A 26,985-nucleotide genomic window follows, 5' to 3' on the forward strand; every position below is an offset into this window, starting at 1 on the left:
TTAATTACTTCCCTTCCTTCATATGAATTCCTAAACGAACCGTATCATATACATGTAAATCTTCATTCATCACAACAAAGTCTGCATCTTTTCCTACCGCTAATGCACCTTTATTATTTAATCCAAACTCTTCTGCTTGGTTAACTGATGTCATCAGTACTGCATCTTCGATTGAACAACCTGTAAATTCAATTACATTTCGGAAAGCTTGATCCATTTTTAGAATACTACCAGCTAACGTTCCATCTTCTAATCGAGCACTACCATCTTTTACATGTACCGGCTGTCCGCCAAGCTCATATAATCCATCTTCAAGACCTTTTGCGCGCATTGCGTCAGTAATAACACTTACTTTTTTCGGTCCTTTTAACTTATATGCTAATTTCACCATATCAGGGTGAATATGAATACCATCTGTAATTACTTCAACCATTACATCTGGATTTAATAACACATGACCAACAACTCCTGGCTCACGGTGATGTAATCCACGCATTTGATTGTATAAATGTGTCGCATGTGTAATCTTTCTATTTTTTAGTTGCGCATCAATTGCATCTGTATGCCCCATTGTGCCAACTACACCAGTTTCAGTAAGATATTGTTCAAACTCTAATGCTCCCTCTTCTTCTGGTGCATATGTTACTAATTTAATTAAATTCCCACTTGCTTCTTGCCATTGTTTAAATTGCTCAATATTTGCAGGAACGATATGTTCAAGTGGTTGTGCACCTGCACGTTTCTTTGAAACATAAGGTCCTTCTAAGTGAATATATTCGAAATGTGCTCCTTTTTCTTTTGCTTCTTTCGCAGCAGTTAGCGCTGCTTCAATTGCCTCTGGAGCTTGTGTCATTGTTGTTGGGAAGTAAGTTGTAACCCCTTCTTTTAACATTTCTTTACCTAGAGTTACTAACCCATCGCTATTTGCATCCATCGCATCAATATCGTATCCACCATGAATATGAACATCGATCATACCTGGAATTACAATCTTCCCTGTAGCATCAAAAACAGTTTCATTTTCTTGTGGTACATATTGAGCCATCAAACCAATTTCTTTAATGGTTTCTGCGTAACGAATAAATCCGTTTTCCACTATTTCTTGACCTGTGTAAATTTTGGCATTGATGACAATTTGCGTTTTCATTTTCATCGATCCTTTCCCATGAAATACCTACTTGTTATTATTACCTTATTCGCCTAGTTCCATCTTAATATATGCACGAGTAGTTGTCTATACATTCTAATGAAATTTCCTTTTTATTCAACAAAAAAGGAAATTTCTTACGTCCATTATAATTATAATATATAGTATTCATTTTTCCAAAAAGGGACAGTATCCACCCCTAATATAGAAGTCACTTCAACAATGGCATTAACCCACTAGACTCTAACATAACATGTTCACCATCTGTTTCTATTTCTACTGTACGTTTATTCGTTCTATATACCATTATACCGTGCCTTTTTAAGCGTTTTACTACACTTTGGTGAGGATGTCCATACGGATTACTACTCCCATAAGACAGAATAGCAAACTGCGGTTCCACTTTTTTTATAAACGTTTCACTTGTTGAAGTATACGAGCCGTGATGCCCCACTTTTAAAACATCTGCATGTACATCAAATTGTTTTAATATTTCATGTTCTGTCCGTACATCCGCGTCACCCATTAATAAAAAATCCGCTTTTCCATATCGTACCTTCAAAACAATTGAGGATTCATTATTTTCATCTTTTGATTTCCCATTGTTTAATACTTGTATAGAAACATGTGGATCCAGCGGTATATATTGCCCTTCCTTTACTGAAACGAAAGGTATCCCTCTTTTTTTAATATTATTCCGATATGTATGATAAGTAAGAGAACTATATGTTTTTCCGCTATCTAATATAAGCGATACCGGCATTTGCTCTACAATTGGAATTAGCCCCCCTATATGATCCATATCGGGATGCGTACTGACAATTACATCTAAATGATTAATCCCTTTCTCAATTAATTTCTGAATAATAACCTCTCCTGCTTCATAAGGTCCTCCATCAATTAACATTGTTTGTCCGTTTGGCATTATGATAAGTGTTGCATCACCTTGCCCCACTTTTAAAAAGCTCACTTTCATTTTACTAAGATGTTGCCGATGCATATGTAAAGGAGACGTAGTATGAATGGACATCATATACCTTTTAGCTGATGCGCTATTTAAAGAAAAACATAATAAAACAGAAACTAATAATAGAATAATCCGCATACCTCTCATAACTCGTCTCCTTTTTTCATTTAGTATGGCACTGTAAATAATTGATATACAAAAAAAGCTTAGCAAAATGCTAAGCTTTTATTTCGATATCTCTTGTAAGGAACCGAAGAATAAATCTGCTTCATTCATTTGTTCATTCTCTTCAGAAAGCGGCGGTAAATCATCTAATGTTTTCAATCCAAATGTGTCCAAAAATTCTTTTGTTGTTCCGTATAAAATAGGACGCCCTGGTCCTTCCGCCCTTCCCATTTCTTTTATAAGTAAATGTGAAACCAACGTTTGTAACGCCTTATCGGTTTTAACTCCTCTAATCTCTTCCATTTCAGTCCTTGTGATTGGTTGACGATATGCAACAATCGCTAACGTTTCAAGGGCAGCTTGTGAGAGCGAAGCAGCTGTTGGTGTATCTATTAGTTTTTGATAATATGAAGCATGTTCTTTCTTTGTAGCAAAACGATATACTTTTGCATACTGTACAATTTGCAAACCACGGTTTGCACCTTCACATTCTTGTTGCATTTCTTCTAAAATATTCATTACTTCATTCATTTCAATTTCAAGAACTTTCGCTATTTGTTCTGGATAAATCCCTTCATCACCAGAAACAAATAAAAGGCCTTCAATAATTGACTTTTGTTCTTTCCTATCCATTTCACGAGCTCCTTCCTTCTATTTTCCCATAAAAATACACATCAAAAAACCGAATCACAATCAATGCGTTCGGTTCAATATTTTTTCTCTTGTTCCAAACGATACATTAAAACATAGCATGAGATAAAGTGTTTTTATCCCAATTTCACATACTTGCCCTATGCAGATTTATTAGAGCTTGATACGAAAATTTCATCAAAATTATGTTCTTGCTCAATTATGATTTGTTGATTTTTCATAAGTTCCAGAACTGCTAAAAATGTTACGACCATTATTTCACGTTCATCATCAACAAATAAATCATAAAAACTTTGGCGACCACCCTTTATTTTTAACTGCTTTAAAATATCAGTCATTCGCTGTTCAATTGGTATTTCTTGACGAGTAATACGTGTTGTTACAGGTTTTTTTGCCTTTTTACGGCGCATTAATTTTTGAAATGCCGCTAGCATATCATATAACGTAACATCAAGAGGCAAGCTTGTCTCCTCTTCTTGTTGCAACGATGTAAAGTCAATTGGTGGACGTGTATATAGCTGTGCTCTTTCTTGTTCTCTTTCTTTTAACTCAGTAGCAACTTGCTTATATTTCTTATATTCAATTAACCTCTCCATCAATTCTTGACGAGGATCATCTATAAAATCATCACCGTTATCAAGTACATCTTCTTCATGTTTCGGCAACAACATTTTACTTTTAATTTGTAATAACGTTGCGGCCATTACTAAATACTCACTTGCAACATCTAATTGAAGTTCTTTCATCGTATGCACATAAGATAAATATTGCTCTGTAATATCTGCTACAGGAATATTATATATATCAATTTCATAACGATGTATTAAATGTAACAATAGATCTAAAGGCCCTTCAAAAGCCTCTACTTTAAAATTATATTGCACAAAGCATCCCACCACATTTTTTCTATAACAACATAAGTATAGAGCATACTCATGTTCTATCCAACCTTTTTAAGAAATTTAATTAAAAATAGACCGATGCCTATGTCATCATGCCCACCACTTCATATGATAACAGTGTAGTAAGAACAATGTAGGAGGTCAAAAAACTATGGGTCACGTTGATTGTGGTTTTAGCGGTGGGTTCGCATTACTTGTTGTACTGTTTATTTTACTAATTATTGTAGGAGCAGCTTGCTTCTGCTAATATGAACAATAACGGCTAGGGGGAAATCTCCTAGTCGTTTATTGTTCATATTTCTATGATACACTTATATGTATAACCGTTAGATAGGGGCGAGAAAACATGTATCCTACCGAATACATACAATTTTTAATTCATTTCCAAGGAGATTACGACTATTTTGAATGCCACGAAATACTAGAAGAGTACTGGAAGACAAAACCACGAGGAAATCGTGATCATTACTTAGTTGGTCTCATTCAAATTGCAGTTTCTTTATACCACCAAAGACGTGATAACTGGAATGGTTCTACAAAAATGATGAAAAGCGCAATCACAATTTTAGAAAAAAGCGGTGTGTCTTTACAACGTTTAGGAATTAATCAAGTACAACTTCTTTCCTTGCTCAATGAAAGATTGCAATCTATCCATAAAAAAGAACGTTTTGTACCTTTATTTTTACCCTTATCAGATCCATCGTTAGAGAAGCAGTGCACAGAGTTATGTCAAAAACAAAACCTCCCTTGGAAAGATTTGAATGCTATCCCAAGTGAATATATTATAAACAAGCATACTATGCGTGATCGCACAGAAGTCATTACTGAACGAAATGAACAATTACAAAAAAGAAAGCAGAGATAATAAACTACTTATCCCTGCTTTCACGAATGTATATTTTGTTCTAGCCCTTTACATTTTTCGCAAAAACTTGCTGTTTGCTCATTTCCGCAAATTGTAAACTCAAGAAATTTACTCTTTAACTCTTGAACCATCTTTGTCCCAATCCCTACATGACGGTGAGATGGGTTGACACTCAAATGCTGAATTTCTAATACTTGATTCTCTTTTTTTACAATCCCCATTATTCCAACAAAATCTTCATTCTCTTTCCACAAATACAATTGCCAATCATCTTTTGCTTCATATTCTTTCATTGTCAATTGTAATGTTTTCACATCTTTTTCAGTTGGCATAAACGAAAGAAGCCCCATTGCAATTTTTTCATAACTTTTTTTAAAACGAATTAACATAACCCTTATCCCTTCTTACAAAAGTTACAAACTAGTAATCCCCTCAATCACTCTTTTCATATCATATTCATTTTACAATATTTTCAACAGAGTGAGAAGAGCCTAAAACAACTTGATAATCATACAAAGCGAAAAGAAGAAAGTCAAATCTATGTTTCAGCACTATTCCTTTAATAAATAGAGTTAAAAAAAGAAAATTTTATATGGAATGGAAAGAAACATATCATTCAATATCACTTCATTAATAGTTACCCTAAAGCAGCACACTTCTAGCAAAATTAATATAACAAAAAATATTTATTGAAACATATAATATAATGTATTCTATGTAATTTGTTAAAGGTTTGTTCTCACAAGCAATATATTTTAGCAACAATACTACTTGTATGATGAGCTGCAGAAGAAGTACCCCGTCCCATTTAAAAGTAAAAAAAGAGAGCAAAAGCTCTCTTTTCCCTTACCTTATTCTTCCCAAACTTTAACTTCTTTCATTACATCGCCTTGACGCATTTTTAATACTGTTTCAATACCGCTTGTTGCTTTACCAAATACAGTATGAACGCCATCTAAATGTGGCTGTGGCTCATGAACAACAAAGAATTGGCTACCGCCTGTGTTACGGCCAGCATGAGCCATAGAAAGTGATCCGACAAGGTGTCTATGAGGGTTTCCATCAGTTTCACATGGAATAGAGTAACCTGGGCCACCTGCACCTGTACCTGTTGGGTCTCCACCTTGGCTTACGAAGCCAGGAATAACACGGTGGAATGTAACACCATCATAAAATCCTTGCTCTGCTAATTTTTTAAAGTTTTCTACTGTTTTCGGTGCTTCTTCTGGGAAAAATTCCAAGTCGATTTTTTCACCGTTTTCCATTAATATGTATCCTAAAGTTTTCATATGTATATGTCTCCTTTCAACTATCTCAGCACTATATTACCACATTCATGACTAGAAACAAAAAGAATCCGACAATCTAGATACTTCTTTTTTGAAATGTGGAAAAAGCTAGGTGACAAATAAGAAATATATACTATAATAACTTTGTTGCCCGAAAATTTTAGAAAGAGAAAGGGAGCGATTTTTCGTGAAAACGAAATTATTAGCTCTGCTATTAGCTGTAACGGTATTTATGATGCCAACAGCTTCATTTGCAGACATCATCGAGGGAGAATCAATTGTTACACTAGGAGAGAACTTATCTGAACAACAAAAACAAGATCTGTTAAAAGAAATGAAAGCACCGAAAGATGCTACAATTATTACTGTATCTAATGCGGAAGAACATAAATTTCTAGAAGGCATTGTTCCAAAAGCACAAATTGGTACGAGAGCAATTTCTTCTTCTATGATTACATACACTAAACCAGGATCTGGTCTTATTGTACGATCAAAGAACATTAACTGGGTAACAGATGCAATGTACACTAACGCTTTGATTACAGCAGGTGTAAAAGATGCAGAAATTCAAATTAACGCACCTTTTAAAGTTTCAGGAACTGCAGCTTTAACTGGATTAATGAAAGCATATGAAACTGCGTCCAATAAACAAATTCCTGAAGAAGTTAAAAAAGTAGCGAATGAAGAAATGGTACAAACAGCCCAGCTTGGTGATAAAATTGGTGAAGAAAAAGCAGTTCAACTTGTTGCAAAAATTAAAGAAGAAATTGCAAAAGAACAGCCAAAAACAACAGAAGATTTACGTTCATTAATTAAAAAAATTGCTGATCAATTAGGCATTACATTAACAGATGAACAGTTAGATAACTTAGTATCGTTATTTGATAAAATGAAAAATCTTAATATCGATTGGAATCAAGTTGGTAGTCAATTAAATAAAGCAAAAGAACACGTTTCTGCCTTTTTAGGATCTGAAGAAGGACAAAGTTTTCTAGATAAAGTGAAAGATTTCTTCTCAAGTATCATTGATTTTGTTAAATCTTTATTCAAGTAAAAAAGAAGCCCGCCAGTGACGGGCTTCTTTTTTATACAAGTAACGGTAATTTCATAACAGCCTCTTCAACCGAACGCACTATATGATTTGCTTTCTCCTTTACATATGGATGGGCATGATGAAGAGTAAATGAATGTGGGGTTACTTCAAACATAGAAATATCATTGAAAGAATCTCCAATACAAGCAACTTCATTTGCTTCAATTTGCAAATGGTTCATTAGTCGCTTTAGAGCACTACCCTTACTCACGCCTCTTGGCATAATATCAACATAGCGTTTACCTGATATAAAAACTTCCGCTTCGCCTTGAAACGTATCTCGTAGCTCTTGATCTAACGTCACAATTTTCTCTTCTTCTCCAAAAACAAACAATTTTGCAGGGTGCACAGTCTTACCAAACTCTTCTTCTAACGCTTCAATTTCAGCGATATGCACACCCATATACGCTTCAAAATTATGGTGTTGTTCATTTTTCCTTTTTGTATATCGCTGCTCATTTGCACAAACAATATCCGCTAGTCCTTTTTTATGTATATATCGATATATTTCCTGGGCAACCGTATTTTCAAAACTCGATTCATGGAATAAATCCCCATCCGGAAGTAACATTGTCGCTCCATTTAAGCCTGTTGTGTAATATGGGAATGAAAACCTTTTTACAACTTCATCAATTCTATGTGTAAAGCGGCCAGAGGCAAAACAAATATTTGTCCCTTTCTCAGCTAACCAACACAGCGCACGTTCATCTTCTTTTTGCATATGATTCACATCGTAAACGAGCGTGTCATCTAAATCACTTACAAATAATTTAATCATGTCCTCTTCCCCTTCCATACACAATATCTACTCTAAGTGTACACAAAAAATGTGTGATTTTTGTTAAAAAACAATAAATTTTTGCTAAAAAAAATAAACGGGTGTATAATCCCGTTTATTTTTGTCTTTTTACATTTTGAGGTCTTACAATACTTGGTCGTACTTTTAAACTAGACATTGTTGGACGGAGTAAAATTTTTGTTAACGCGCCCCAATCAAATGGTAAAAACGGCCATAAATAAGGTGTTTGTAAACTTTTTATAGACGTTAAAAATAAAATTAATATCGTCATACCAATTACAAATCCCATCTCATGGAAGAGACCTGTTAAAATAATAACAAACAATTTCCCAACCTTATTCCCTAATCCTAATTCATAACTCGGTGTTGCATATGCACCAATCATCGAAACCGCTACATACAAAATTACTTCTGGCACAAACAAACCTACATCAATTGCAATTTGACCAATTAATATAGCGGAAATCAACCCTGCTGCAGACGATAACGGCGTTGGAGTATGAATGGCTGCCATCCTTAAAAACTCAAGTCCGACCTCTGCCATTAACACCTGTAATAAAATTGGTAAATGCGTCATCTTAGTCGGTCCAATAAAAGCAAGATTTGCTGGCAAAAGAGTTGGATCAAATACAAACACTAGCCAAAATGGTAATAAAAATAACGAGAATATAACACCTAAAAAGCGCACCCAGCGTAAAAATGTACCGACAGCTGGATTTTGTCTAAATTCTTCCGCATGCTGTAAATGATGAAAATATGTTGTCGGTGTAATCATAGCACTTGGTGATGTGTCAACGAGCACTAACACATGCCCTTCTAATAGATGATTTGCTGCTACATCTGGCCTTTCTGTATATCGAATAAGTGGGAATGGGTTATAGCTTTGCTTTACAACAAATTCTTCTACTGTTTTATCCGCCATCGTAATTCCATCTACATCGATGTTATTTAATTCTTGTTTTATAATCTTTACTAAGTCTGGATTTGCAACATCTTGAACGTATGTAATACAAATATCCGTTTGTGATCTATCTCCTACTCGAATAATTTCATTTCGAAGACGTGGATCTCGAATTCTTCTACGAATTAATGCTGTATTTACAACGATATTTTCAACAAACCCATCCCTCGCACCGCGTACTACCTTTTCGGTATCTGGTTCTGTCGGTGTTCGCCCTGGATAACTACGAACATCGATCGCGAACGCTTCCGTTTCACCTTCCACAAATATCACAATGAGTCCTGATAATACTTGGAGCATTACCTCATCCATCGTTTTCACTTTGCTTACTTGTTGATGGATTAAGCGATTCTCTAAAAGCTTCACTGTATCTTCTTCTACATCCCTTATCTCATTTGTATCCACCGCTTCTTCTAAAATAGGGATAATATAATTTGTATCACAAAGTCCGTTTACAAATAACACACCAATTTCTTTATTCAAAATTTGAAATTTACGAATGCCAACATCGTATGTAACGCCTAGTCCAACTGTCTGCTTTAAATAATTTTCATTGTCACTTATGAAAGTTGATATAGGGATATCCACCTTTTTAGGCTTCGTCATAAAAACCACTCCTTTCCAAAATTAATTGAATCGCTTTTCTAGTAATAGGTGACCCTCTCTCCCATTCATCATTTCCGCACATTTTACCAATATCACCAACTCCAACAATGACAGGAACATTTAAATCGTCTAAGCAATATATTGTATCTCCACTAATCCTGCCAATTTCACCATCTGGAAGTCCAAATTTATCAACACCGTATTCGGTTAAATTCCCATTCCGATCTACACTTACATCTACACGTGCCCATTCCCAATGATGCGTATTAGACGCTACTGCTAAAATTCCGAGCACATCAATTTGTTTATGGGTAGCCACATATTTTAAAGCCTTCTCACCAGATCCTTCTCCAATAAATCCACTGTCATCAAACATGACAAATACAGGGTCATATGGCGTTTGCATAATAAGCTCAACAACTTTTTTCCCTGTCAATTTGGTTGGATTACTTTGTGATGCTGAAATACACCTTCCCCCAAATTCCTTTGTTAAAAGCTCAATTGTCCGCTTTGCATATTCATCTCCATCTGTGACCAAAACAACCCTTCGTCTCATTTGATTTATCCTTTCGGTTTACATATAAGTGCTATAAAAAACGAAAACAATATCGCTGCGGAAATGCCCGCAGACGTTAAACTAAACATGCCAATACCAATTCCTAAATATCCATGTTTTTCTGCTGCATGCATTGCTCCGTGCAATAGTGAATGTCCAAAACTTGTAATAGGGACTGTTGCTCCAGCACCTGCAAACTTTATTAGTTTATCGTACAATCCAAATCCATCTAAAATTGCTCCGATGACTACAAAAGTTGCCATTAAATGAGCTGGTGTTAACTTTGCGAAATCTAACAATAGTTGCCCAATTACACAAATAGCTCCACCTACAAGAAATGCATATATAAAATCCACAATTCACTCTCCTTTAACTCTTTCAAATACGACACCATGTGCAATTGTTGGAATCGTTTCTTTCTGTTGCATCATCATCGGGCTTAATAATGCGCCAGTGGCAACGACAAAAATTCGTTGTAAATTCCCTTTTTGCATCTCGTGTAATAAATGGCCATATGTGACAACTGCTGAACAAGCGCAACCACTACCACCTGCAAACACTTCTTCTTGACTTGATTCATAAATCATCAATCCGCAATCATTGTATATATGCCCAAGATCGTAACCTTCCTCAAGTAAAAGTTGTTTTGCAATCGGCGTCCCAACAGCTGATAAATCACCCGTAACAATTAAATCATAATCATCGGCACTTCTTCTTAAATCTTCAAAATGCTGTTGAATTGTATGAGCTGCTGCTGGAGCCATCGCTGCCCCCATATCCAAAGGATTTGTGATTCCTAAATCTTGCACTTTTCCGATTGTAGCCGCCGTAATTTTAATCGCACTTTTTTCATTGCTAATTAATATAGATCCTGCACCAGTCACAGTTGAATTTGCTGTCCCTGGCTTTTGCCCACCATACTCTGTTGGATAGCGAAATTGTCTTTCAGCCGTTGCATTATGACTACTTACTGTAGCTAAGACACGATTTGCAAATCCACCGTCTATAAAAGCTGAGCCAACTGCTAAAGTCTCCATAGACGTCGCACAAGCGCTAAACATTCCTAAAAAAGGAATGCCCCACTTACGCGCAACATAATTTGCTGTCACTGTTTGATTTAATAAATCTCCCGCTAAAAAGAAATCAATTTGCGATGTTTTTATATTCCCTTTTTGCACTGCTTGTTGAATTGAGTCTGACATTAATCTTCGTTCGGCGAGCTCCCAATTTTCCTCTCCACAATGCAAGTCATCGTATGAAATATCAAAATCTTTTCCAAGAGGGCCCTCAGCTTCTTTCGGACCGACAGCAGTACCCGTTGCATTCACATATATATCATTTTGAAATACCCACGTTTGTTTTCCGGTCAACCTCATACTAGCCCCTCCTTTAAGACATAAAAACTTTAAAGGTATACCTTATTAACCCAATGATATATGCACCAACAACCCCAAATACAATTACACTTCCTGCCAGTTTAAACATATTTGTAGCAATCCCTAGAACAATCCCTTCACTCTTATGCTCTAAGGCAGCGCTCGCCATAGAATTTGCAAATCCTGTCACCGGCACCGCTGATCCTGCTCCAGCAAATTGACCGATTTTATCATATACACCACATCCTGTTAAAATCGCGGATAATAAAACAAGCGTTGCAACAGTTGGGTTTCCTGCCTCTTGTTCACTGAAGTGAAAATAATGTATATAAAATTTCATCAATACTTCTCCAACTGTACAAATGAGTCCACCTACAAGAAATGCTTTGATACAATTTAGTAAATAGTTTGGCTTTGGATGATACTCCTTCACTTTATTTATGTAATCATCCTTCAATTTCTGACTTGTCATTTATATACTGCCTCCTACTTTACGAAATAAATCCAGTGAAACAACGATCCTATTACTTTCCCAAGTACAATAGCAATGAGTAAAACAACAATCTTCCCCTCTACCCCTACTCGTTTCGCTAAAATAGGTAGAACATTTAACACCTCTGTTAATGCCGCAGCAAGCATTCCAATGAACGTGCCACAAAATATCCCTAATATAACGAGCCAATATTGCGATGTTTGAAATGTAATGTTTTTCAAACTACACCAAGCCCCTGTTAAAGTACCTGCAATGACTGCCCACTCAAAATATTGAATATGCTTTCCACTTCTCGTTAATTGAGCTAAACGGGGGATTATACCAAGTACAGCTAAAAATGCGACATACCCGCTACCTACCGCAATCCCTCCAGCTAAACCAATTAAAATAACAAATCCAGACTCAATCATCGGCAAGTTGTTTCATATTATCCTTGTTTTCATTAACGATTACATATTGATCAAGCGACTGTTGATATTGAAACATCTCAACTTCTAGCGGACTTGGCTCTTCATTAATTCGCTTTTGAAATACATGATTAAAGAATAAAACCATCCCTAAGCCAAGACCTAAAGAATAAGGAATTTGAAATAAAAGTGGTTGCGCATTAAATTCTCCAGTAATCATGTAATATAACCGTTGATGTACTTGTTGCATACTTACATCTTCATGGAAATAAATGATCGCAAGGGCCGCTCCAATGAAAAGTAACAGCCATACAAGCCCGAAAAAAACTGGATGCGCCTTCTTTTTTTCGTATATAATTTCAACAAGAGTTTGTCCAGAACCGAGTAAATTAATTTGTACATGAGATGCTTTCTGTTGAATAATCTCAATTACTTTCATAACATCAATTACAACATGCGTCTTATCATGCGCTGTTATTTTGTAAACTATCTCATTTTGTAACAACTCAACTACGGAAGAATCTCCGGCAAGTTGAGCAACATCGCCCAGCTTTACTTCATAAGTAGGAGAAACTTTTAAACGATTGCGCATTTTAATATAAATCGTTTGTTCCAACTTTCATTCACCCCTTCACTCTTCCTCGTAGTTGTAGTATGGTTATTGAATTTTTTTCTAATACAATTTTTTCATAAAAAAACATCTGCACCATTTTGGTGCAGATGTTTTTTACTTATGCCTTTTTCTTAAATAAGTTTGCAATACTTAATGCAAGCCCTCCCCAAATGACTACGATTCCAATAACCATCATCATAATCGCTGATCCACTCATTATGAAACACCTCGATCTTTCCATTCTTTTTCAAGTTTGGCAGAGTCCGAATGAATTTGTGCATCCCATTTTTTCAGACCAATGATTATTGCAACTATGAGGAATGCTGCTGCTATCGACCAACCATACGTTACAACAAACTCAGTCGGATAATCTCCATAGTTCTTTTTAATATTTTGGATTGTACCATCAATTAGCATATACCCTAACATAAGCGGAGTAATAACGAGTAAACTCACTCTCCAAAACGTTCCTAATTTAATATCAGATACAAAGTTTGCATGATTTTGATAAACTGGTAAACGACGTAAAATGAGCCCTATCGTAACTACTTCCGCAAGTGCAATTGTAATTAATCCGAAATTATTAGCGAAATAGTCGACAACATCTAAGAACATAAGTCCACCACGTGTTGCAAAAACAAGAGAAACTAACACGAGAAGGGTTCCCATAATTCCAATGGTTTTTTCACGACTTAAACTGAATTTTTCAGATACAGCGGCAAAGCATACTTCCGCAAGTGAAATAAGTGATGTGATTCCAGCAACCGTTAACGATAAGAAAAATAATACACCAAACAACGGTGACATCGGCAACTCATTAATAATTTGCGGAAATACTACGAACGCAAGTCCAACGCCAGCACTTGCTACTTTATCAACCGGTACTCCCATATTATTTGCCATAAATCCAAGAGCTGCAAAGACTCCAATACCTGCTAATAATTCAAATCCTGAGTTTGCGAATCCAGCAATAAAGGCATTATTTGTTGTATCAGAGTTTTTCGGTAAATAACTAGAATACGTAATCATAATTCCAAATGCTAAAGATAAACTAAAGAATATTTGACCATAAGCAGCAAGCCATACTTTCCCATCAAAAATACGACTCCAATCTGGTTTAAAGAATGCATCTAGTCCTTGCATAGCACCTTCCATCGTCACTGCACGAACGACGATAATAAGGAACATAACAACTAATAAAGGAATAAATATACGGTTAACAACTTCGATTCCTTTTTTAACTCCTTTAAATGCAACGCCAAGCACAATAATCCAAACGAGAGCTAACGGAATTAATACTTCCGGTACAAGTCCTCCAAATTGTCCTGGCTTATCTGCAACATGTAAGTACTCTTTAAATAAAAATGATTGCGTGTCTTTTCCCCATGCTCCAGTAATTGCAAAGTATGTATACGATATAGACCAAGCAATAATCACTGCATAATATGTTGAAACGATAAATGTTACGCACATTTGCCACCATCCAATAAATTCGGCACGCGGGCTAATACGGAAAAATGTAAGTGGTGCTGAGCCACGATGACGATGACCAAGAGCAAACTCAAATGCTAACAATGAAATACCCGTCGTTAATAATGCAAATAAGTACGGTAAAAAGAATGCCCCGCCGCCATTTTCATACGCTGTATAAGGAAAACGCCATATGTTTCCTAATCCAACGGCAGATCCGACCGCTGCGAAAATAAATCCAGCTCTCGTTCCCCATTGTTGCCTCGTTTCCATGTTTCCTTCCCCCCTTTATGACAAGTTCATACTTGGATTATATTTTAAATTAACTAAATTATCAATAAATTCTGTTAATTTTTTCGAAAATTAACATCTCTCTCCTATTAACTTCATAAAAAAATCGAATAGACAATTATTCGTCTATTCGATCTTTCATCTGTTTTAATATTTTCTTTTCAAGTCTTGAAACTTGTACCTGCGAAATACCTATGCGCTCTGCTACTTCTGACTGTGTTTGATCTTTATAGTAACGCAAGTATACAATTAAGCGCTCTCGTTCATCTAGTTCTCTAATCGCTTCTTTTAAAGCAATTTTATCGAACCATTTCGTTTCAGATTGATCTGCAATTTGATCTAAAATAGTGATTGGATCACCGTCGTTTTCATATACAGTTTCATGTATAGATGAAGGCGCCCGGCTCGCTTCTTGTGCTAGAACAACTTCCTCTGGCGTTAGTTCTAGCGCCTCTGCCACCTCATTAATCGTTGGAGCCCTTCCGAACTCTTTCGAAAGCTCATCTCTCATCTTTCGAATTTTGTTCCCTGTTTCTTTTAAAGACCTACTAACTTTCACTGATCCATCATCACGTAAAAAACGTTGTATTTCTCCAATAATCATTGGAACTGCATATGTTGAAAATTTCACGTCGAAAGATAAATCAAATTTATCTACCGATTTCAAGAGCCCAATACATCCAATTTGAAATAGATCGTCTGGTTCGTATCCTCGATTAAGAAACCGCTGTACAACCGACCAAACGAGACGCATATTACTTTGAACGATTGTATCTCTCGCCTGTTGATCTCCATCTTGACTTTTTTGAATTAACGCTTTTAGCTCGTGGTCCTTTAACTGAGGTTTCTTCTTCTCATTTTTGACCTCTATGTCCATAGGCTATTCTCCTTAATTGCATAGAGCGTTACTATTTGATAAGTATTTTGTCAAATGGATTGTTGTCCCGAAAGATTCGTTTGAAATAACTTCTACTTCATCCATAAAATTTTCCATGATAGTAAATCCCATTCCGGAACGCTCTAATTCAGGTTTAGTTGTAAAAAGGGGTTGTCTCGCTTCATCTAAGTTAAAGATTCCAATCCCTTCATCTCGAATCGTGAGTTTCACCATTGCTTCTTCCAAAATTACAGAAATATAAACAATACCTTCTGCATTTCCTTCGTATCCATGAATAATTGCATTTGTAACCGCTTCTGACACAACTGTTTTGATCTCCGTTAATTCTTCCATCGTTGGATCTAGTTGTGCAATGAAAGCCGCCACTGTAACGCGAGCGAATGATTCATTTTGACTTAATGCTGAAAATTGAAGGTTCATTTCATTTCTCATCTATGCCACCCCCAACGTCGCGAGCGCGTGCGCTTCACTTTCTTCTAAGCGAACGATTTTGAATAAGCCCGACATTTCAAATAAACGCTTAACAGGCGGTGAAATTGCACAAACAACCATTTCTCCACCTAATCCCTTTACGTGTTTATATCGGCCTAATATAACACCTAGACCAGAACTATCCATAAACGATAAGTTCTCTAGGCTCAAAACAATATGATGAACACCATGTGTCTCAATCATATCTGTTACTTTCGTTCGCAACTCTTCAGCCGTATGATGATCTAATTCACCCTCTAGTCTCACACATAGGACGTCACGTTTTACTTCTAATTGCATGGAAAGACTCACACGATTTCCTCCTTATGCTCAAACTTTACTTATTCACATACATAAAGATTTTCGTGATATAAAATAAGAATCCTTCCTGCTGACAAAAGAAGAACTATTTCGTCATAAAGTGAAACCTTTCAGCATTATTCACTGGCATACGAATAGAAAAGCGGCAAACTATTTGCCGCTATTTTGATGTTGAAAACATCCCAAAACTTCTTTTAAATAACTCCCACCAGCTCGCTGCAGCAACATCTTCTTTTGCTACAATTGTTTGTTTTAATAAAACATCTTTATCTTTTTTAATAACAAGTGTGCCAAGCGCGTCACCTTTTTTAATCGGTGCTTTTACTTTCTTTTCAGCAATTACTTCTTGTTTTACCTTGTCCATACTCTCGCCCTTCTTCATAAGAAGAGAAACATTATCTGACGCAACTAAATCTATTTTTTCTTTTTTCCCTTTTCCTACTTGAACTGTCTTAATTTTTTCGCCGCGCGTATACAATTTCTTTGTCATATATTGTCCAAATGCATAGTCAAGAAGCTTCGTCACTTCGTTGTTCCGTTCTTTTGATGTTGGTGCTCCCATGACAACTGAAATGACACGCATGCCATTTTTTTGAGCCGATGCTGTTAAACAATATTTCGCTTCTGTCGTAAAACCTGTTTTTACTCCATCTACGCCAGGATAAAAACGTACTAGCTTATTCGTATTAACGAGCCAAAACTTTTTATCCGTATCTTCACGTAAATAATCTTCGTACTTACCTGTGTATTTACGAATAAGTGGATACTTCATCAATTCTCTCGCCATTATAGCCATATCATTTGCTGTCGAATAATGGTCTTTGGCCGGAAGACCTGTTGGGTTTTGAAAATGTGTATTTTTCAACCCTAGATCTTTCGCCTTTTTGTTCATCATATTTACAAATCCTTCTTCTGAACCTGCGATATGCTCAGCTACTGCAACAGATGCGTCATTTCCAGATGCAATTGCAATACCCTTTAACATCTCATTTACAGTCATCTCTTCCCCAGGTTCTAAAAAGATTTGCGATCCACCCATTGAAGCTGCATGTTCGCTCGCTCTAACTTTATCGGTCAGTTTTAGTTTTCCTTTTTCAACTTGTTCCATAATTAAAAGCATTGTCATAATCTTTGTCATACTAGCAGGTGGTAATTTTTCATTTGGGTTTTTATCAAATAAAACTTTACCTGTATCTTGCTCAATTACGATTGCTGACGACGCTTGTTCCGCTAACTTCGGCGTTGTTTCTTCTGTTTTCTCCTGCTTCGTTTTCTCAGATTGCGCAAAACTCACTGAAGTTCCAGAAAGCAATAACATGAAACAAACAAGTATTCCAAAAACTCGCTTCATGACTAACCCTCCATTCTATATCAGACCTATTTTTTCCAATTTCTCTTTTTTTAATACCAATTTTTTCTATTATTTTCATTTGACAAATACATTCGTCCCCTATATTGTATTAAGTGTATTACACACAGTAGTACACTTAATACATATGAGGAAGGAGACATTGCTCTTGCATATTCAACTTGACCCAAGAAGCAACACTCCGATATGGGAACAAATTGTTCAAAATATAAAAGAACTCGTATTGAAAAACATGTTGGCTCCAAGTGATAAACTTCCTTCTGTACGCGAGCTCGCTTCTTTACTCGTTATAAACCCAAATACAGTGAGTAAAGCGTATCAAGAGTTAGAGCGACAAGGAATTATTGAAACGTTACGAGGAAAAGGAACATTTGTATCCCAATCGATTACCCCAACATTAGACGAAAGGAAAATCGCTATGGTTGAAAAGCAATTTCATCAATTACTATTAGAAGCCTCTTATCTTGGTATTACGAAAGATAAAATTCATGATTGGATAGATTCATACTATAAAGAGATTGGAGGAAATACGGATGTTGAAAGTGACAAGCTTGAAGAAAACAATTGATAATCAAACAATTTTAGACGATGTTTCTTTCACATTACAAAAAGGTAGTATCGTCGGATTACTTGGAAGAAATGGTGCGGGGAAAACAACTTTATTACGAACGATAGTCGGTATTTTAGACCCAGATGAGGGAACTGTTACATATGAGGATATCGACATTCATAAAAATCCTGAAACGAAACAAAAAATCGTATATGTTCCGGATTCTACTAACATACTGAACGGTTATACAGTAAAAGAAATCGTGAAGTTTTATAAAGCAGTTTATACAGCATTTGATGAACCATATTTCTACGAACTACTAGAACGTTTCAATTTACCAAACAAACGAATTCGTAGTTATTCAAAAGGAATGAAAGCACTGCTTGCCATCATTTTAGCTGTTGCTGCACAGGCAGAATATATTATTTTAGATGAACCAACAAACGGACTTGATCCTATCGTTAAAAGACAGATTTTACAGTTTCTCGTTGGAGAAGTTGCAGAAAAAGAGATTACCATTTTCATATCTACCCATCATTTAGATGAAGTTGAACAAATTGCAGATACAATCATTATTTTAAAAGGACATACTGTATCTTCTATTACATCACTAGACGATGCAAAATCACAATTTGCTAAAATCCAAGTAGCCTATGAACGCTCATTACCTCAAAAACTAGAAAACTTAAGCAATATTAAAATATTAAACCAAACGGGAAAAGTATATACAATCTTAATTGAGGGAAATGTAGCTACAACACTGGAGAAGTTTTATAAAGAGCAACCTATACTCATTGAAGAACTAACAATGTCACTTGAAGATGTCTTCGTTACGACACTGGAGGAGGATGGGTATGTTTCATAAAGCGTTGTGGATGTGGAATTGGAAGCGCGGGAAATATGCTGCGTTACTGTTTTTCTTTAGTTCGCTTTATTTTTTATCTTTCGAATACTATCAAGCAGCAGAAACTCAACAGTCTCTCTTTCTCCATCCAGAAAAAATAGGTGAAGAAAAGTTCTACTATCATTATTCTTTTTATTCTTCTAATAGCTTTTGGTTAGGTATTATTACAATTATCCTATCCTGTATATTGATTGGTTGGGAGCGAAGTAATCAAAGTGGAGATTCACTTATGACATTTCCATTTAAAAGACGTGATATGTTCTTATCGAAGTGGGTTTTCGGTGGATTTTTCATTGTACTATCACTTCTAATCAATTGGGGTCTTATGTATTTTATTTATAAATCTACGATTCACTTTGAATATCAATCTTTCGAACCGTTTCATCGATATTTCCTGTATGCAATTTTCACATATATAGCGATCTATACTGTCTCTTTATGTATCGGTACATTTACTGGCAGTATTATTTCACAAAGCATCTTTAGCATTACTTTTTGCATCATGGGAATGGGAATCTTTTCACTCTTACTCCTATTCTTTACAGCTCATGCTGAGGCAATACAGGGGAATAAAAGTTATACGAATTTCGAAAACATTTATGAATTCAATAAAAAGACCAACATTTCAAGCGCCATATTAGACTTTTCAATTAGTTATAATTACCATCCAACAGCTCAATCATATGAAGATCATGGAAAAGTAATACACAGGGGACCCACTTTTCATAGTTACTACTCTGCAAAAGTAATACTTGTTTCTATCTTCTATACTATTTCCAGCTTACTAATTGGTATGTTTCTTTATACACGATCACCTAATGAACATAATAAAAAAATTTTCCTTTTTCCAAAATACAACTCACTCTGGATATGGAGTACTACCTTTTATGTTGCATTAATAGGTGGGCAAATGTTGAAGCGTTTTGATTTATTATTTAGTTACTATGTTGGGTTCTTTTTATTTGGAATCGTCACTTATTTTATATTATCACGTCTTACAAACTATAAAGTTTTTTAAAGGAGAGATCCTATGTTTCAAAAAGTATTATGGATGCATACCTACAAGCAAAGTAAATATATTGTTTGGCTATTTTGGTTAGTAAGTTTTTATGTACTATCCTATAAATACTACTTAGCATCTGCCGAGCAATTAAAATATTTTCATGAACATAATGAATGGAAATATATATACCGATACTATTATCAACTTTCACTTCCCGATGCTATCATGGTTCAAGGAGGACTCCTTATTGCATTAGCCTGCATCCTTATTGGATGGGAGCGTCAAAATCAATCAAGTGACATTCTATGGTCTATGCCATTTAAACGGAAACATCTCTTCATGACGAAATGGCTTTTTGGTGTGTGTAATATTTTAGCTATCGTTATATTGAATTGGGGACTTTTTGCTATTATGAAAAAGGCAACTTTTCATAATAAGTATCAAATATTTTCACCATTTCATACCTATTTCTTATACATGGTTATCATCTTAATTGCTATATATACACTTGCATTATGCATAGGAACAATTGCTGGTAATATGATTTCACAAGGATTCTTCAGTGTTGCTATACTTGGATTCCCTTTTATTTTGCCGACTCTAATTGCCGGAGCTATTTCTATTCATACGGTTGGACTTATTTCTAATCATCCCGTCTATACGGAGGAGAATGTAGATCGTTACGGTTCAGTAATAGAAAAAGTGAGTATTTTAGCGCCAGTTCGCGGATTCAATATTAATTTTAATTACGATCCTCAACGTGCTTATACTGATGAACAAGGCGTACGTCATGATGAACCTAATTTTACGTATATTCCCTCAGCAACAAAACTTATCGGCCCAATCGCAAATGTACTTATTCTATTACCTTTAGGAATGTACTTATATACAAGATCACCTAATGAACAAAATGGGAATTTTCTATTATATCCGAAACTCAAAACACTATGTATGATATGTTGTGTAATCTTTATTGGAATGTTTGGAGGAATGGCAACGGGAGGAAGTCATTCTATCTTAAATTATTATATTGGTTTTATAGGAACCAGTACGATAGTCTACCTACTATTATCTCGCTTATTAAAATTTAAATTTTCTTGGCGTGTGAAATAACCTCCTCTTAAAGAGGAGGTTATTTCACATTCTCTCTCCTATCCCCATACACCATCTCTTCTTTCATCCCAAATCCATCACCATTTTGCACAATTTGCTCTGTCGGTGCAACTACACTTTCGGCAATTTTCCATTCCCCACGCTCTTTTACAAATACTTGTAGAAAATAGTTCATACCATCTAATTGATATGCATTTTCTTTTTTCACATTATAGTGAATCGCAATGTAGTACACTTGAATGTTTTCTTTCCCTATTTTTGATACGTATTGCGATAGTCTCGGTATATAAAGTGCTGCTTTCTGAAAAGATAGTTGCTTCGCTTTAACAAACGATGAACTTGTTACATTACGTAATGTGTCCCGATTACGAATATTATCGCTATGGTGAAATAATACTGCGTTTTGCATAGAACGAACCCATAATTTCGAATATAAAACTGTATTATCAGTTTCAATGTACTTCACTTCTTTTCGCACCACTTGGATAGGCGTATCTGCGTACGTGAATGTTTGAAAATAGAAAAAACCACCAAATAAAATGGTAAGTGCAGCAATATATTTCATAATCTTTCCTCCGATCTTTTAATTAAAGTATCGGAGTTTCAAAATATTTTTATTCAAAAGAAAAAGGATAGGAATGCTTTCGCTTCCTATCCTCATTTATTATAATACGCGGCCAAATAGTTCTAAGACCATTTCTATTTCTTGGTCGCTCCAACCTTTAAATCTCTCTTTATAATATTCTTTACGCACAGCTTCAAGTTTTTCAGTTACTTCTCTTCCGTGCTCTGTAATTTCTAAGTACACGATACGACGATCTGAATTAGAACGTTTTCTTTCTACTAATCCTTTTCGTACAAGTCGATCTGTAACAGCTGTAATATGACTGGAGGTTACGTTTACTTCACTCGCAATTTGCGAAGCCATCTGTGGACTGTTTAAAAATAACGCACGTAATACAGAAAATTCATTATATGGCATATGTTCTGCAAAACGTGTATTAATATCATTTTGTAATAAACGTATCATTTTTCGAAATGATGCAGATAAATCTAAAATCAGCGTTTCTCTTTTTTCGTTCAATAGCCTCGTCCCTTTTTTATCATATTTACACATATTATAATCTATAAATACCTATATTGTATATGATTTCTTTCCTCAACATTCTCATTTATGTAACTTTTTTCATATAAATTTCTTTTTTGTTCACACATATACATATAAAAAGGATGGTGATGGAAAATGCAGGGTGGAATAAATCCTTATTTACACAACGTACGCACAGCTAATACTGGTAAAGAAGCTACTATTACTGTACAAGGCGAAGGCGTTGTCAAAGCAAAACCAAACGTTGTTATATTAACGCTTGGCATTCGAACTGATAGTAAAAATGTAAAACAAGCGCAGGAAGAAAATGCAGTACAATCAAAACAATTACTGGATGCACTTAAACAGCTTGGTATTGCCGATAAAGATATAGAAACGATTTCTTATACGATCACTCCTCAATACGAATATGTAAATGATAAAGCATTGCTCCAAGGATACCGTGTGGAGCATTTGTATGAAATTACCGTTTTAAATGTACAAAAAGCTGGGGAAGTATATGATATAGCCGTATCAAATGGCGCAAATGTAGCAAAAGGTTTACGTTTCCGAGTATCTCATCCAAATAAATATTATGAGAAGGCTCTCATTCAAGCTCTGCACCAGGCAGTAGAAAAAGCTCGTGCTATTGCGAGTACATATAATCTAAATATTAATCCTGTTCCCCTCTCATTCGTTGAAGAATCTGCCCAATTACCACGGGAGGTTACGTCTTATGCTACTTTACATGCACAAGCAGCCCCGCCCATTCAATCTGGTGAATTAGAAATCATTTCATCCATACGGGCTATTTTTACGTATTTATAACGAATTCTCTTTACAAGTAAACGTTATCATTTTACTTGTTGTAAAAACATGATGTTCTGATATAATAAAGGACGGTGAGCTCTTACAAAAGAGATATCACGGGTGGGAGAGGGATATGAAAAAGAAGGTTTAACATGAAAGGAATACTTGAAAGAACATTTAAATTAGGTTTACACGAAACATCACCAAAACAAGAAGTTTTAGCTGGAGTTACGTCATTTTTCACAATCGTATATATTATGATTGTAAATGCGTCCATCTTATCAGATGCTGGCATTCCTCTTGAAGCTGGAATTTTAGCAACTGTTTTTAGTTCATTTGTCGGATGTCTACTCATGGCATTTTGGGCAAATGCACCTGCTATTCTTGTCCCTGGTATGGGTGTAAATGCATTCTTCACGTACACAGCTGTGCATACGCTTGGACTAACTTGGCAAGAAGCATTAGCTGCTGTCTTTATCTCTGGTATTATTTTTGCAATTGCCGCTTTTACACCAATCGCTCGCGTGCTATCAGTATCAATTCCAAAGTCATTAAAGGAAGCGATTACTGTCGGCATTGGATTATTTTTAGCGTTTATCGGATTGCAAAAAGGTGGTTTAGTCGTTTCGAACCCAAATACTGCTGTGGCAATGGGGAAATTAAGTAATCCTGTCGTTCTTGCGACATTACTTACTCTTATCATTGCACTTGTATTATTTATTCGTAACGTACGTGGAAACTTTTTATGGACGATTGCAATAGGAACTGGTATCTCATGGTTATTTGGTCTTGTGGATACGAGTCAAATGGGAAATAGTTCATTCTCATTCGCTAATTACGGTGATGTGTTTGGAGCTATGTCATTTGGGAAACTTTCTTCCTTACCATTTTGGATTGCAACATTCTCTTTAAGCATGGTGCTTATTTTTGAGAACATGGGACTTCTGCACGGTTTATTAGAAGATGATCGTAAATTCCCACGTGCTTACCAAGCCAATGCAATTTCAGCAATGACATGTGGTCTATTTGGCACAAGCCCTACCGTTTCAACAGTAGAAAGTGCCGCAGGTATTACTGCAGGTGGTAAGACAGGTCTGACGTCTATCGTTACTGGGTTGCTATTCTTTGCATCACTGTTTGCTCTTCCATTTGTCAAATTAATTCCTGATAGTGCCATTGCACCAATCTTAATTATTATTGGCGGTCTGATGATTACAAGCATTCAACAAATTCCTCTGAACGACTTTTCAGAAGGATTTCCAGCATTCTTAATTATCGTTATGATCCCGCTCACATATAGTATCGCTGATGGCATTGCGTTCGGATTTATTGCTTACCCTATCTTAAAAGTTGCTCTTGGAAAGCGTAAAGAAGTCGCACCATCTATGTATATCATTACATGCTTATTCTTAGCTATGTTTGTATTACATGCTATTGGTTAAGAAAAAACACCGAGGAAATCCTCGGTGTTTTTTACTTAAACCATCCTTTTTTATAAAACCATGCCATCATTCCGCCGCCAATTAATGCCATTAGAAGAAGACAAATAAAATAACTATATTGTCCACCAAGCTCTGGCATATGCGTAAAGTTCATTCCATATACTCCCGCAATAAATGTTAATGGCATGAAAATAGTCGAGAATACAGTTAATGTTTTCATAATGTTATTCATATGATGTGAGTTTAATGAAAAATAACTATCCCGAATATCCGCCGTTAACTCTCGACTTGCCTCAATCATTTCCGTAAGTTTAAGTAAATGATCATGTATATCTTTAAAATAAATCTCATGATCACTTATACCGTAAAAACGAGTGGAATTCAAAATACGATACAATAAATCACGCATTGGAATAATTGTACGTCTTAACTTAGATAAATCTGCCCTAATATCAAATACTTCTTCTAGCACGGCTCCTGCTGTCTCACCTGTTAAATTATCATCAATCGCATTTAAATGATCTTCAATGTAATATACAGGTGCGAAATAATCATCTACAATTTGATCAGTGATTGTATGTGCTACATGTAAAGGTCCTTTCTTAATCCGCCTCTTCTCACCAAGTGTTTTCCATACTCTTTCAATTGCATTATTATGAGAAAAATGGAAAGAAACAATATAGCGATCACTAACAAACAAATCAATTTCATGTGGTTCTAGCCCATCTTCTCCAAACGCGTGAAGAACTAAAAAGTTATATCCATCATAAAAATCAACTTTTGGCCTTTGTACATATTCTAGACAGTCTTCAATTGCAAGGGGATGGAACTTAAAATGGTCTTGCAGAATATATGTATACTCTTCTTTCGTTGGCTTATATAAATCTAGCCAATACCATACAATATGGTCTTTCTTTGTTTCTTCTAGAGAAACATCATATAATACTTCATCTGTTTTTGTTACTGCACAAATTCTAATCATAATTTCACCCATTATTATTATAAACAAAAAATAGTAAAAAAAGCCAAGGAGAAATCTCCTCAGCTTTTTTTTATTACTTCGTTACGATACCGTGTACTAAAGTTGGTGCATCTACGTGTTCTTTAGAGATCTTCATGTTCTCATAAATTTTCGCTTTTACATCTTCAACATTTTCGCGGTTCGCGTAAATTGTAACAAGGGATTCACCTTGCTTCACGCTATCGCCTACTTTTTTGCGCAGCATTAGACCAACTGCTAAATCAATTTCTGACTCTTTCGTTGCACGTCCTGCTCCTAAAAGCATTGCTGCTGTTCCGATTTCGTCTGCAACGATTTCTGATACATATCCGTCTTCTTTCGCTTCCACTTCAATTTTAAATTGTGCTTGTGGCAATTTAGAAGGGTCATCAACAACAGATGCGTCGCCGCCTTGCGCTGATAAGAACGTTTTAAATGATTCTAGCGCTTTTCCGTTGTTCATTACTTCAATTAGCTTTTCACGTGCATCTTCTAAAGATGAAGCTTGTCCAGCAAGGTACACCATTTGGCTTCCAAGTGTTAAACATAGCTCTTCTAAATCTTTTGGCCCTTTACCTTGTAATGTATCAATTGCTTCTTGTACTTCTAGTGCGTTACCGATAGCTTCACCGAGTGGTTGACTCATATCAGAAATAACTGCCATCGTATTACGACCAACGTTATTACCGATGCGTACCATTGCTTCTGCTAAACGTTTTGCATCTTCATCCGTTTTCATAAATGCACCTGCTCCAGTTTTTACATCAAGAACAATTGCATCTGCACCAGCAGCAATTTTTTTACTCATAATCGAACTTGCAATAAGCGGAATTGAGTTTACTGTTGCTGTTACATCACGAAGTGCATATAACTTTTTATCAGCAGGTGTTAAGTTACCACTTTGGCCGATAACAGCGATTTTGTTTTCATTTACAAGTCGCATGAATTCATCGTTTTCAATTTCCACATGGAATCCTGGAACTGCTTCTAATTTATCAATTGTACCACCAGTATGTCCTAAACCGCGTCCAGACATTTTCGCTACTGGTACGTCTAAAGCAGCTACTAATGGACCTAATACAAGTGTCGTTGTATCACCAACACCACCTGTCGAATGCTTATCTACTTTTACACCTTCAATAGCTGATAAGTCAATTGTATCGCCGCTATTTACCATTGCCATCGTTAAATCAGCACGCTCTTGGTCGTTCATATCTTGGAAGAAAATTGCCATTGCAAGTGAACTTACTTGATAATCAGGAATATCACCATTTGTATATCCTTCAACAATAAAGTTAATTTCTTCTGTCGTTAATGCATGTCCGTCACGTTTTTTTGCAATTAGGTCCACCATTCTCATTGTGAA

The 26,985-nt window shown here is 35.7% G+C and carries 33 protein-coding genes; 9 read left to right on the forward strand and 24 right to left on the reverse strand.

What is annotated here, in order from left to right:
• Positions 1-4: 4 nt before the first annotated feature.
• From nagA to scpA, 4 genes are all read right to left on the reverse strand, one after another.
• Positions 5-1,147 (reverse strand): N-acetylglucosamine-6-phosphate deacetylase, encoded by a 1,143-nt coding sequence (gene nagA / locus ACYFX0_RS04845; RefSeq protein WP_002082222.1) that lies wholly within the window; start codon positions 1,145-1,147, stop codon positions 5-7.
• A 211-nt stretch (positions 1,148-1,358) separates the two neighbouring features.
• The gene (locus tag ACYFX0_RS04850) at positions 1,359-2,261 is read right to left on the reverse strand and encodes a ComEC/Rec2 family competence protein (protein WP_001214828.1); all 903 of its coding nucleotides are present in this window, start codon (positions 2,259-2,261) and stop codon (positions 1,359-1,361) included.
• Positions 2,262-2,339: 78 nt separating this feature from the next.
• Positions 2,340-2,912, reverse strand: coding sequence for a segregation/condensation protein ScpB (gene scpB, locus ACYFX0_RS04855; protein ID WP_000375173.1), 573 nt, complete (start codon positions 2,910-2,912; stop codon positions 2,340-2,342).
• 158 nt (positions 2,913-3,070) lie between these two features.
• Entirely contained in the window at positions 3,071-3,814 is a 744-nt protein-coding gene (gene scpA, locus ACYFX0_RS04860; protein ID WP_001199753.1) for a segregation/condensation protein A, read from the reverse strand.
• A gap of 169 nt (positions 3,815-3,983) precedes the next feature.
• Between scpA and ACYFX0_RS04865 the strand changes: the two genes are divergently transcribed.
• Positions 3,984-4,079: a YjcZ family sporulation protein gene (locus tag ACYFX0_RS04865; protein ID WP_000510194.1), complete on the forward strand. Its 96-nt coding sequence runs from the start codon at positions 3,984-3,986 to the stop codon at positions 4,077-4,079.
• Between the two features lie 99 nt (positions 4,080-4,178).
• Complete coding sequence (locus ACYFX0_RS04870; RefSeq protein ID WP_000283612.1) at positions 4,179-4,697, forward strand: DUF309 domain-containing protein; 519 nt, start codon at positions 4,179-4,181, stop codon at positions 4,695-4,697.
• Between the two features lie 20 nt (positions 4,698-4,717).
• Here ACYFX0_RS04870 and ribT read toward each other — a convergent pair whose 3' ends face one another.
• Positions 4,718-5,086, reverse strand: coding sequence for a GNAT family N-acetyltransferase RibT (gene ribT, locus ACYFX0_RS04875; protein ID WP_000908401.1), 369 nt, complete (start codon positions 5,084-5,086; stop codon positions 4,718-4,720).
• A 462-nt stretch (positions 5,087-5,548) separates the two neighbouring features.
• A complete protein-coding gene (locus ACYFX0_RS04880; RefSeq protein ID WP_000853784.1) occupies positions 5,549-5,986 on the reverse strand; it encodes a peptidylprolyl isomerase in 438 nt (145 codons plus the stop codon).
• 187 nt (positions 5,987-6,173) lie between these two features.
• On the opposite strand from ACYFX0_RS04880, the gene ACYFX0_RS04885 reads away from it, so the two are divergent.
• Entirely contained in the window at positions 6,174-7,040 is an 867-nt protein-coding gene (locus ACYFX0_RS04885) for a DUF1002 domain-containing protein (RefSeq protein WP_016077278.1), read from the forward strand.
• A gap of 31 nt (positions 7,041-7,071) precedes the next feature.
• Here the strand turns inward: ACYFX0_RS04885 and ACYFX0_RS04890 are convergent, their stop codons facing one another.
• The 14 genes from ACYFX0_RS04890 to dacF all read right to left on the reverse strand — a co-directional run bounded on the left by ACYFX0_RS04890 (position 7,072) and on the right by dacF (position 17,692).
• A complete protein-coding gene (locus ACYFX0_RS04890; protein WP_142398774.1) occupies positions 7,072-7,875 on the reverse strand; it encodes a Cof-type HAD-IIB family hydrolase in 804 nt (267 codons plus the stop codon).
• Positions 7,876-7,972: 97 nt separating this feature from the next.
• The gene (spoVAF, locus tag ACYFX0_RS04895) at positions 7,973-9,445 is read right to left on the reverse strand and encodes a spore germination protein SpoVAF (protein WP_000165593.1); all 1,473 of its coding nucleotides are present in this window, start codon (positions 9,443-9,445) and stop codon (positions 7,973-7,975) included.
• Positions 9,432-10,001 (reverse strand): stage V sporulation protein SpoVABEA, encoded by a 570-nt coding sequence (gene spoVAEA, locus ACYFX0_RS04900; RefSeq protein ID WP_001254416.1) that lies wholly within the window; start codon positions 9,999-10,001, stop codon positions 9,432-9,434. The genes spoVAF and spoVAEA overlap by 14 nt, the downstream gene beginning before the upstream one ends.
• 5 nt (positions 10,002-10,006) lie before the next feature.
• Positions 10,007-10,357: a stage V sporulation protein AE gene (spoVAE, locus tag ACYFX0_RS04905; protein ID WP_000345907.1), complete on the reverse strand. Its 351-nt coding sequence runs from the start codon at positions 10,355-10,357 to the stop codon at positions 10,007-10,009.
• A 3-nt stretch (positions 10,358-10,360) separates the two neighbouring features.
• Entirely contained in the window at positions 10,361-11,377 is a 1,017-nt protein-coding gene (gene spoVAD, locus ACYFX0_RS04910) for a stage V sporulation protein AD (protein ID WP_001241139.1), read from the reverse strand.
• A gap of 13 nt (positions 11,378-11,390) precedes the next feature.
• A complete protein-coding gene (spoVAC, locus tag ACYFX0_RS04915; RefSeq protein ID WP_000203809.1) occupies positions 11,391-11,849 on the reverse strand; it encodes a stage V sporulation protein AC in 459 nt (152 codons plus the stop codon).
• A gap of 14 nt (positions 11,850-11,863) precedes the next feature.
• The gene (spoVAB, locus tag ACYFX0_RS04920) at positions 11,864-12,280 is read right to left on the reverse strand and encodes a stage V sporulation protein SpoVAB (protein WP_000572938.1); all 417 of its coding nucleotides are present in this window, start codon (positions 12,278-12,280) and stop codon (positions 11,864-11,866) included.
• Positions 12,273-12,893, reverse strand: coding sequence for a stage V sporulation protein AA (locus ACYFX0_RS04925; RefSeq protein ID WP_000438368.1), 621 nt, complete (start codon positions 12,891-12,893; stop codon positions 12,273-12,275). Before ACYFX0_RS04925 ends, spoVAB begins: the two co-directional genes overlap by 8 nt.
• A 115-nt stretch (positions 12,894-13,008) precedes the next feature.
• Positions 13,009-13,107: a methionine/alanine import family NSS transporter small subunit gene (locus ACYFX0_RS04930; RefSeq protein WP_000016826.1), complete on the reverse strand. Its 99-nt coding sequence runs from the start codon at positions 13,105-13,107 to the stop codon at positions 13,009-13,011.
• Positions 13,107-14,633, reverse strand: a complete 1,527-nt coding sequence (locus tag ACYFX0_RS04935; RefSeq protein WP_460269956.1) for a sodium-dependent transporter — start codon at positions 14,631-14,633, stop codon at positions 13,107-13,109. The genes ACYFX0_RS04930 and ACYFX0_RS04935 overlap by 1 nt, the downstream gene beginning before the upstream one ends.
• Before the next feature lie 136 nt (positions 14,634-14,769).
• The gene (gene sigF / locus ACYFX0_RS04940) at positions 14,770-15,528 is read right to left on the reverse strand and encodes an RNA polymerase sporulation sigma factor SigF (RefSeq protein WP_000350729.1); all 759 of its coding nucleotides are present in this window, start codon (positions 15,526-15,528) and stop codon (positions 14,770-14,772) included.
• Positions 15,529-15,540: 12 nt separating this feature from the next.
• On the reverse strand, positions 15,541-15,981 hold the full coding sequence (gene spoIIAB, locus ACYFX0_RS04945; protein ID WP_001243398.1) for an anti-sigma F factor: 441 nt from the start codon (positions 15,979-15,981) through the stop codon (positions 15,541-15,543).
• The gene (spoIIAA, locus tag ACYFX0_RS04950) at positions 15,982-16,332 is read right to left on the reverse strand and encodes an anti-sigma F factor antagonist (RefSeq protein WP_000059135.1); all 351 of its coding nucleotides are present in this window, start codon (positions 16,330-16,332) and stop codon (positions 15,982-15,984) included.
• 169 nt (positions 16,333-16,501) lie between these two features.
• Complete coding sequence (gene dacF, locus ACYFX0_RS04955) at positions 16,502-17,692, reverse strand: serine-type D-Ala-D-Ala carboxypeptidase DacF (RefSeq protein ID WP_000832002.1); 1,191 nt, start codon at positions 17,690-17,692, stop codon at positions 16,502-16,504.
• Positions 17,693-17,858: 166 nt separating this feature from the next.
• Between dacF and ACYFX0_RS04960 the strand changes: the two genes are divergently transcribed.
• Genes ACYFX0_RS04960 through ACYFX0_RS04975 form a run of 4 tightly spaced genes read left to right on the forward strand, consistent with a single transcriptional unit; the run spans position 17,859 to position 21,280 of the window.
• Positions 17,859-18,278, forward strand: coding sequence for a GntR family transcriptional regulator (locus ACYFX0_RS04960; protein ID WP_000548027.1), 420 nt, complete (start codon positions 17,859-17,861; stop codon positions 18,276-18,278).
• A complete protein-coding gene (locus tag ACYFX0_RS04965) occupies positions 18,244-19,125 on the forward strand; it encodes an ABC transporter ATP-binding protein (protein WP_000922124.1) in 882 nt (293 codons plus the stop codon). The genes ACYFX0_RS04960 and ACYFX0_RS04965 overlap by 35 nt, the downstream gene beginning before the upstream one ends.
• Positions 19,115-20,182 carry an ABC transporter permease gene (locus ACYFX0_RS04970; protein ID WP_137073604.1) on the forward strand — a complete coding sequence of 356 codons (1,068 nt, stop codon included), beginning with the start codon at positions 19,115-19,117 and terminating at the stop codon, positions 20,180-20,182. Before ACYFX0_RS04965 ends, ACYFX0_RS04970 begins: the two co-directional genes overlap by 11 nt.
• A 12-nt stretch (positions 20,183-20,194) precedes the next feature.
• Positions 20,195-21,280: a hypothetical protein gene (locus tag ACYFX0_RS04975; protein WP_000487025.1), complete on the forward strand. Its 1,086-nt coding sequence runs from the start codon at positions 20,195-20,197 to the stop codon at positions 21,278-21,280.
• A gap of 19 nt (positions 21,281-21,299) precedes the next feature.
• On the opposite strand, the gene ACYFX0_RS04980 is transcribed toward ACYFX0_RS04975, so the two are convergent.
• The gene (locus ACYFX0_RS04980) at positions 21,300-21,845 is read right to left on the reverse strand and encodes a hypothetical protein (protein ID WP_460269961.1); all 546 of its coding nucleotides are present in this window, start codon (positions 21,843-21,845) and stop codon (positions 21,300-21,302) included.
• A gap of 99 nt (positions 21,846-21,944) precedes the next feature.
• On the reverse strand, positions 21,945-22,364 hold the full coding sequence (locus tag ACYFX0_RS04985; protein ID WP_001003307.1) for a MarR family winged helix-turn-helix transcriptional regulator: 420 nt from the start codon (positions 22,362-22,364) through the stop codon (positions 21,945-21,947).
• A gap of 159 nt (positions 22,365-22,523) precedes the next feature.
• Here ACYFX0_RS04985 and ACYFX0_RS04990 point away from each other — a divergent pair, with 159 nt between their 5' ends.
• Positions 22,524-23,195 carry an SIMPL domain-containing protein gene (locus tag ACYFX0_RS04990; protein ID WP_001161431.1) on the forward strand — a complete coding sequence of 224 codons (672 nt, stop codon included), beginning with the start codon at positions 22,524-22,526 and terminating at the stop codon, positions 23,193-23,195.
• Between the two features lie 134 nt (positions 23,196-23,329).
• The gene (locus tag ACYFX0_RS04995) at positions 23,330-24,619 is read left to right on the forward strand and encodes an NCS2 family permease (RefSeq protein ID WP_000676243.1); all 1,290 of its coding nucleotides are present in this window, start codon (positions 23,330-23,332) and stop codon (positions 24,617-24,619) included.
• A 31-nt stretch (positions 24,620-24,650) separates the two neighbouring features.
• On the opposite strand, the gene corA is transcribed toward ACYFX0_RS04995, so the two are convergent.
• Together corA and ACYFX0_RS05005 are read right to left on the reverse strand one after the other, a co-directional pair.
• Positions 24,651-25,613, reverse strand: coding sequence for a magnesium/cobalt transporter CorA (gene corA / locus ACYFX0_RS05000; protein WP_002026281.1), 963 nt, complete (start codon positions 25,611-25,613; stop codon positions 24,651-24,653).
• Positions 25,614-25,674: 61 nt separating this feature from the next.
• On the reverse strand, positions 25,675-26,979 hold the full coding sequence (locus ACYFX0_RS05005) for a pyrimidine-nucleoside phosphorylase (protein ID WP_001243069.1): 1,305 nt from the start codon (positions 26,977-26,979) through the stop codon (positions 25,675-25,677).
• Positions 26,980-26,985: the final 6 nt, after the last annotated feature.

The organism is Bacillus sp. NEAU-Y102 (genome assembly GCF_054788175.1).

What these genes read in the sequence shown, in the direction of transcription:
- ACYFX0_RS04970 (WP_137073604.1), top strand. Translation starts at nt 19,115, where the DNA reads ATGTTTCATAAAGCGTTGTGGATGTGGAATTGGAAGCGCGGGAAATAT.
- ACYFX0_RS04975 (WP_000487025.1), top strand. Translation starts at nt 20,195, where the DNA reads ATGTTTCAAAAAGTATTATGGATGCATACCTACAAGCAAAGTAAATAT.
- dacF (WP_000832002.1), bottom strand. Translation starts at nt 17,692, where the DNA reads ATGAAGCGAGTTTTTGGAATACTTGTTTGTTTCATGTTATTGCTTTCT.
- ribT (WP_000908401.1), bottom strand. Translation starts at nt 5,086, where the DNA reads ATGTTAATTCGTTTTAAAAAAAGTTATGAAAAAATTGCAATGGGGCTT.
- nagA (WP_002082222.1), bottom strand. Translation starts at nt 1,147, where the DNA reads ATGAAAACGCAAATTGTCATCAATGCCAAAATTTACACAGGTCAAGAA.
- sigF (WP_000350729.1), bottom strand. Translation starts at nt 15,528, where the DNA reads ATGGACATAGAGGTCAAAAATGAGAAGAAGAAACCTCAGTTAAAGGAC.
- ACYFX0_RS04965 (WP_000922124.1), top strand. Translation starts at nt 18,244, where the DNA reads ATGTTGAAAGTGACAAGCTTGAAGAAAACAATTGATAATCAAACAATT.
- spoVAEA (WP_001254416.1), bottom strand. Translation starts at nt 10,001, where the DNA reads ATGAGACGAAGGGTTGTTTTGGTCACAGATGGAGATGAATATGCAAAG.
- ACYFX0_RS04865 (WP_000510194.1), top strand. Translation starts at nt 3,984, where the DNA reads ATGGGTCACGTTGATTGTGGTTTTAGCGGTGGGTTCGCATTACTTGTT.
- spoVAD (WP_001241139.1), bottom strand. Translation starts at nt 11,377, where the DNA reads ATGAGGTTGACCGGAAAACAAACGTGGGTATTTCAAAATGATATATAT.
- ACYFX0_RS04850 (WP_001214828.1), bottom strand. Translation starts at nt 2,261, where the DNA reads ATGAGAGGTATGCGGATTATTCTATTATTAGTTTCTGTTTTATTATGT.
- ACYFX0_RS04995 (WP_000676243.1), top strand. Translation starts at nt 23,330, where the DNA reads ATGAAAGGAATACTTGAAAGAACATTTAAATTAGGTTTACACGAAACA.
- ACYFX0_RS04880 (WP_000853784.1), bottom strand. Translation starts at nt 5,986, where the DNA reads ATGAAAACTTTAGGATACATATTAATGGAAAACGGTGAAAAAATCGAC.
- ACYFX0_RS04980 (WP_460269961.1), bottom strand. Translation starts at nt 21,845, where the DNA reads ATGAAATATATTGCTGCACTTACCATTTTATTTGGTGGTTTTTTCTAT.
- ACYFX0_RS04870 (WP_000283612.1), top strand. Translation starts at nt 4,179, where the DNA reads ATGTATCCTACCGAATACATACAATTTTTAATTCATTTCCAAGGAGAT.
- spoVAC (WP_000203809.1), bottom strand. Translation starts at nt 11,849, where the DNA reads ATGACAAGTCAGAAATTGAAGGATGATTACATAAATAAAGTGAAGGAG.
- ACYFX0_RS04890 (WP_142398774.1), bottom strand. Translation starts at nt 7,875, where the DNA reads ATGGAAGGGGAAGAGGACATGATTAAATTATTTGTAAGTGATTTAGAT.
- ACYFX0_RS04935 (WP_460269956.1), bottom strand. Translation starts at nt 14,633, where the DNA reads ATGGAAACGAGGCAACAATGGGGAACGAGAGCTGGATTTATTTTCGCA.
- corA (WP_002026281.1), bottom strand. Translation starts at nt 25,613, where the DNA reads ATGGGTGAAATTATGATTAGAATTTGTGCAGTAACAAAAACAGATGAA.
- ACYFX0_RS05005 (WP_001243069.1), bottom strand. Translation starts at nt 26,979, where the DNA reads ATGAGAATGGTGGACCTAATTGCAAAAAAACGTGACGGACATGCATTA.
- ACYFX0_RS04990 (WP_001161431.1), top strand. Translation starts at nt 22,524, where the DNA reads ATGCAGGGTGGAATAAATCCTTATTTACACAACGTACGCACAGCTAAT.
- spoIIAB (WP_001243398.1), bottom strand. Translation starts at nt 15,981, where the DNA reads ATGAGAAATGAAATGAACCTTCAATTTTCAGCATTAAGTCAAAATGAA.
- scpB (WP_000375173.1), bottom strand. Translation starts at nt 2,912, where the DNA reads ATGGATAGGAAAGAACAAAAGTCAATTATTGAAGGCCTTTTATTTGTT.
- spoVAB (WP_000572938.1), bottom strand. Translation starts at nt 12,280, where the DNA reads ATGATTGAGTCTGGATTTGTTATTTTAATTGGTTTAGCTGGAGGGATT.
- spoVAF (WP_000165593.1), bottom strand. Translation starts at nt 9,445, where the DNA reads ATGACGAAGCCTAAAAAGGTGGATATCCCTATATCAACTTTCATAAGT.
- ACYFX0_RS04930 (WP_000016826.1), bottom strand. Translation starts at nt 13,107, where the DNA reads ATGAGTGGATCAGCGATTATGATGATGGTTATTGGAATCGTAGTCATT.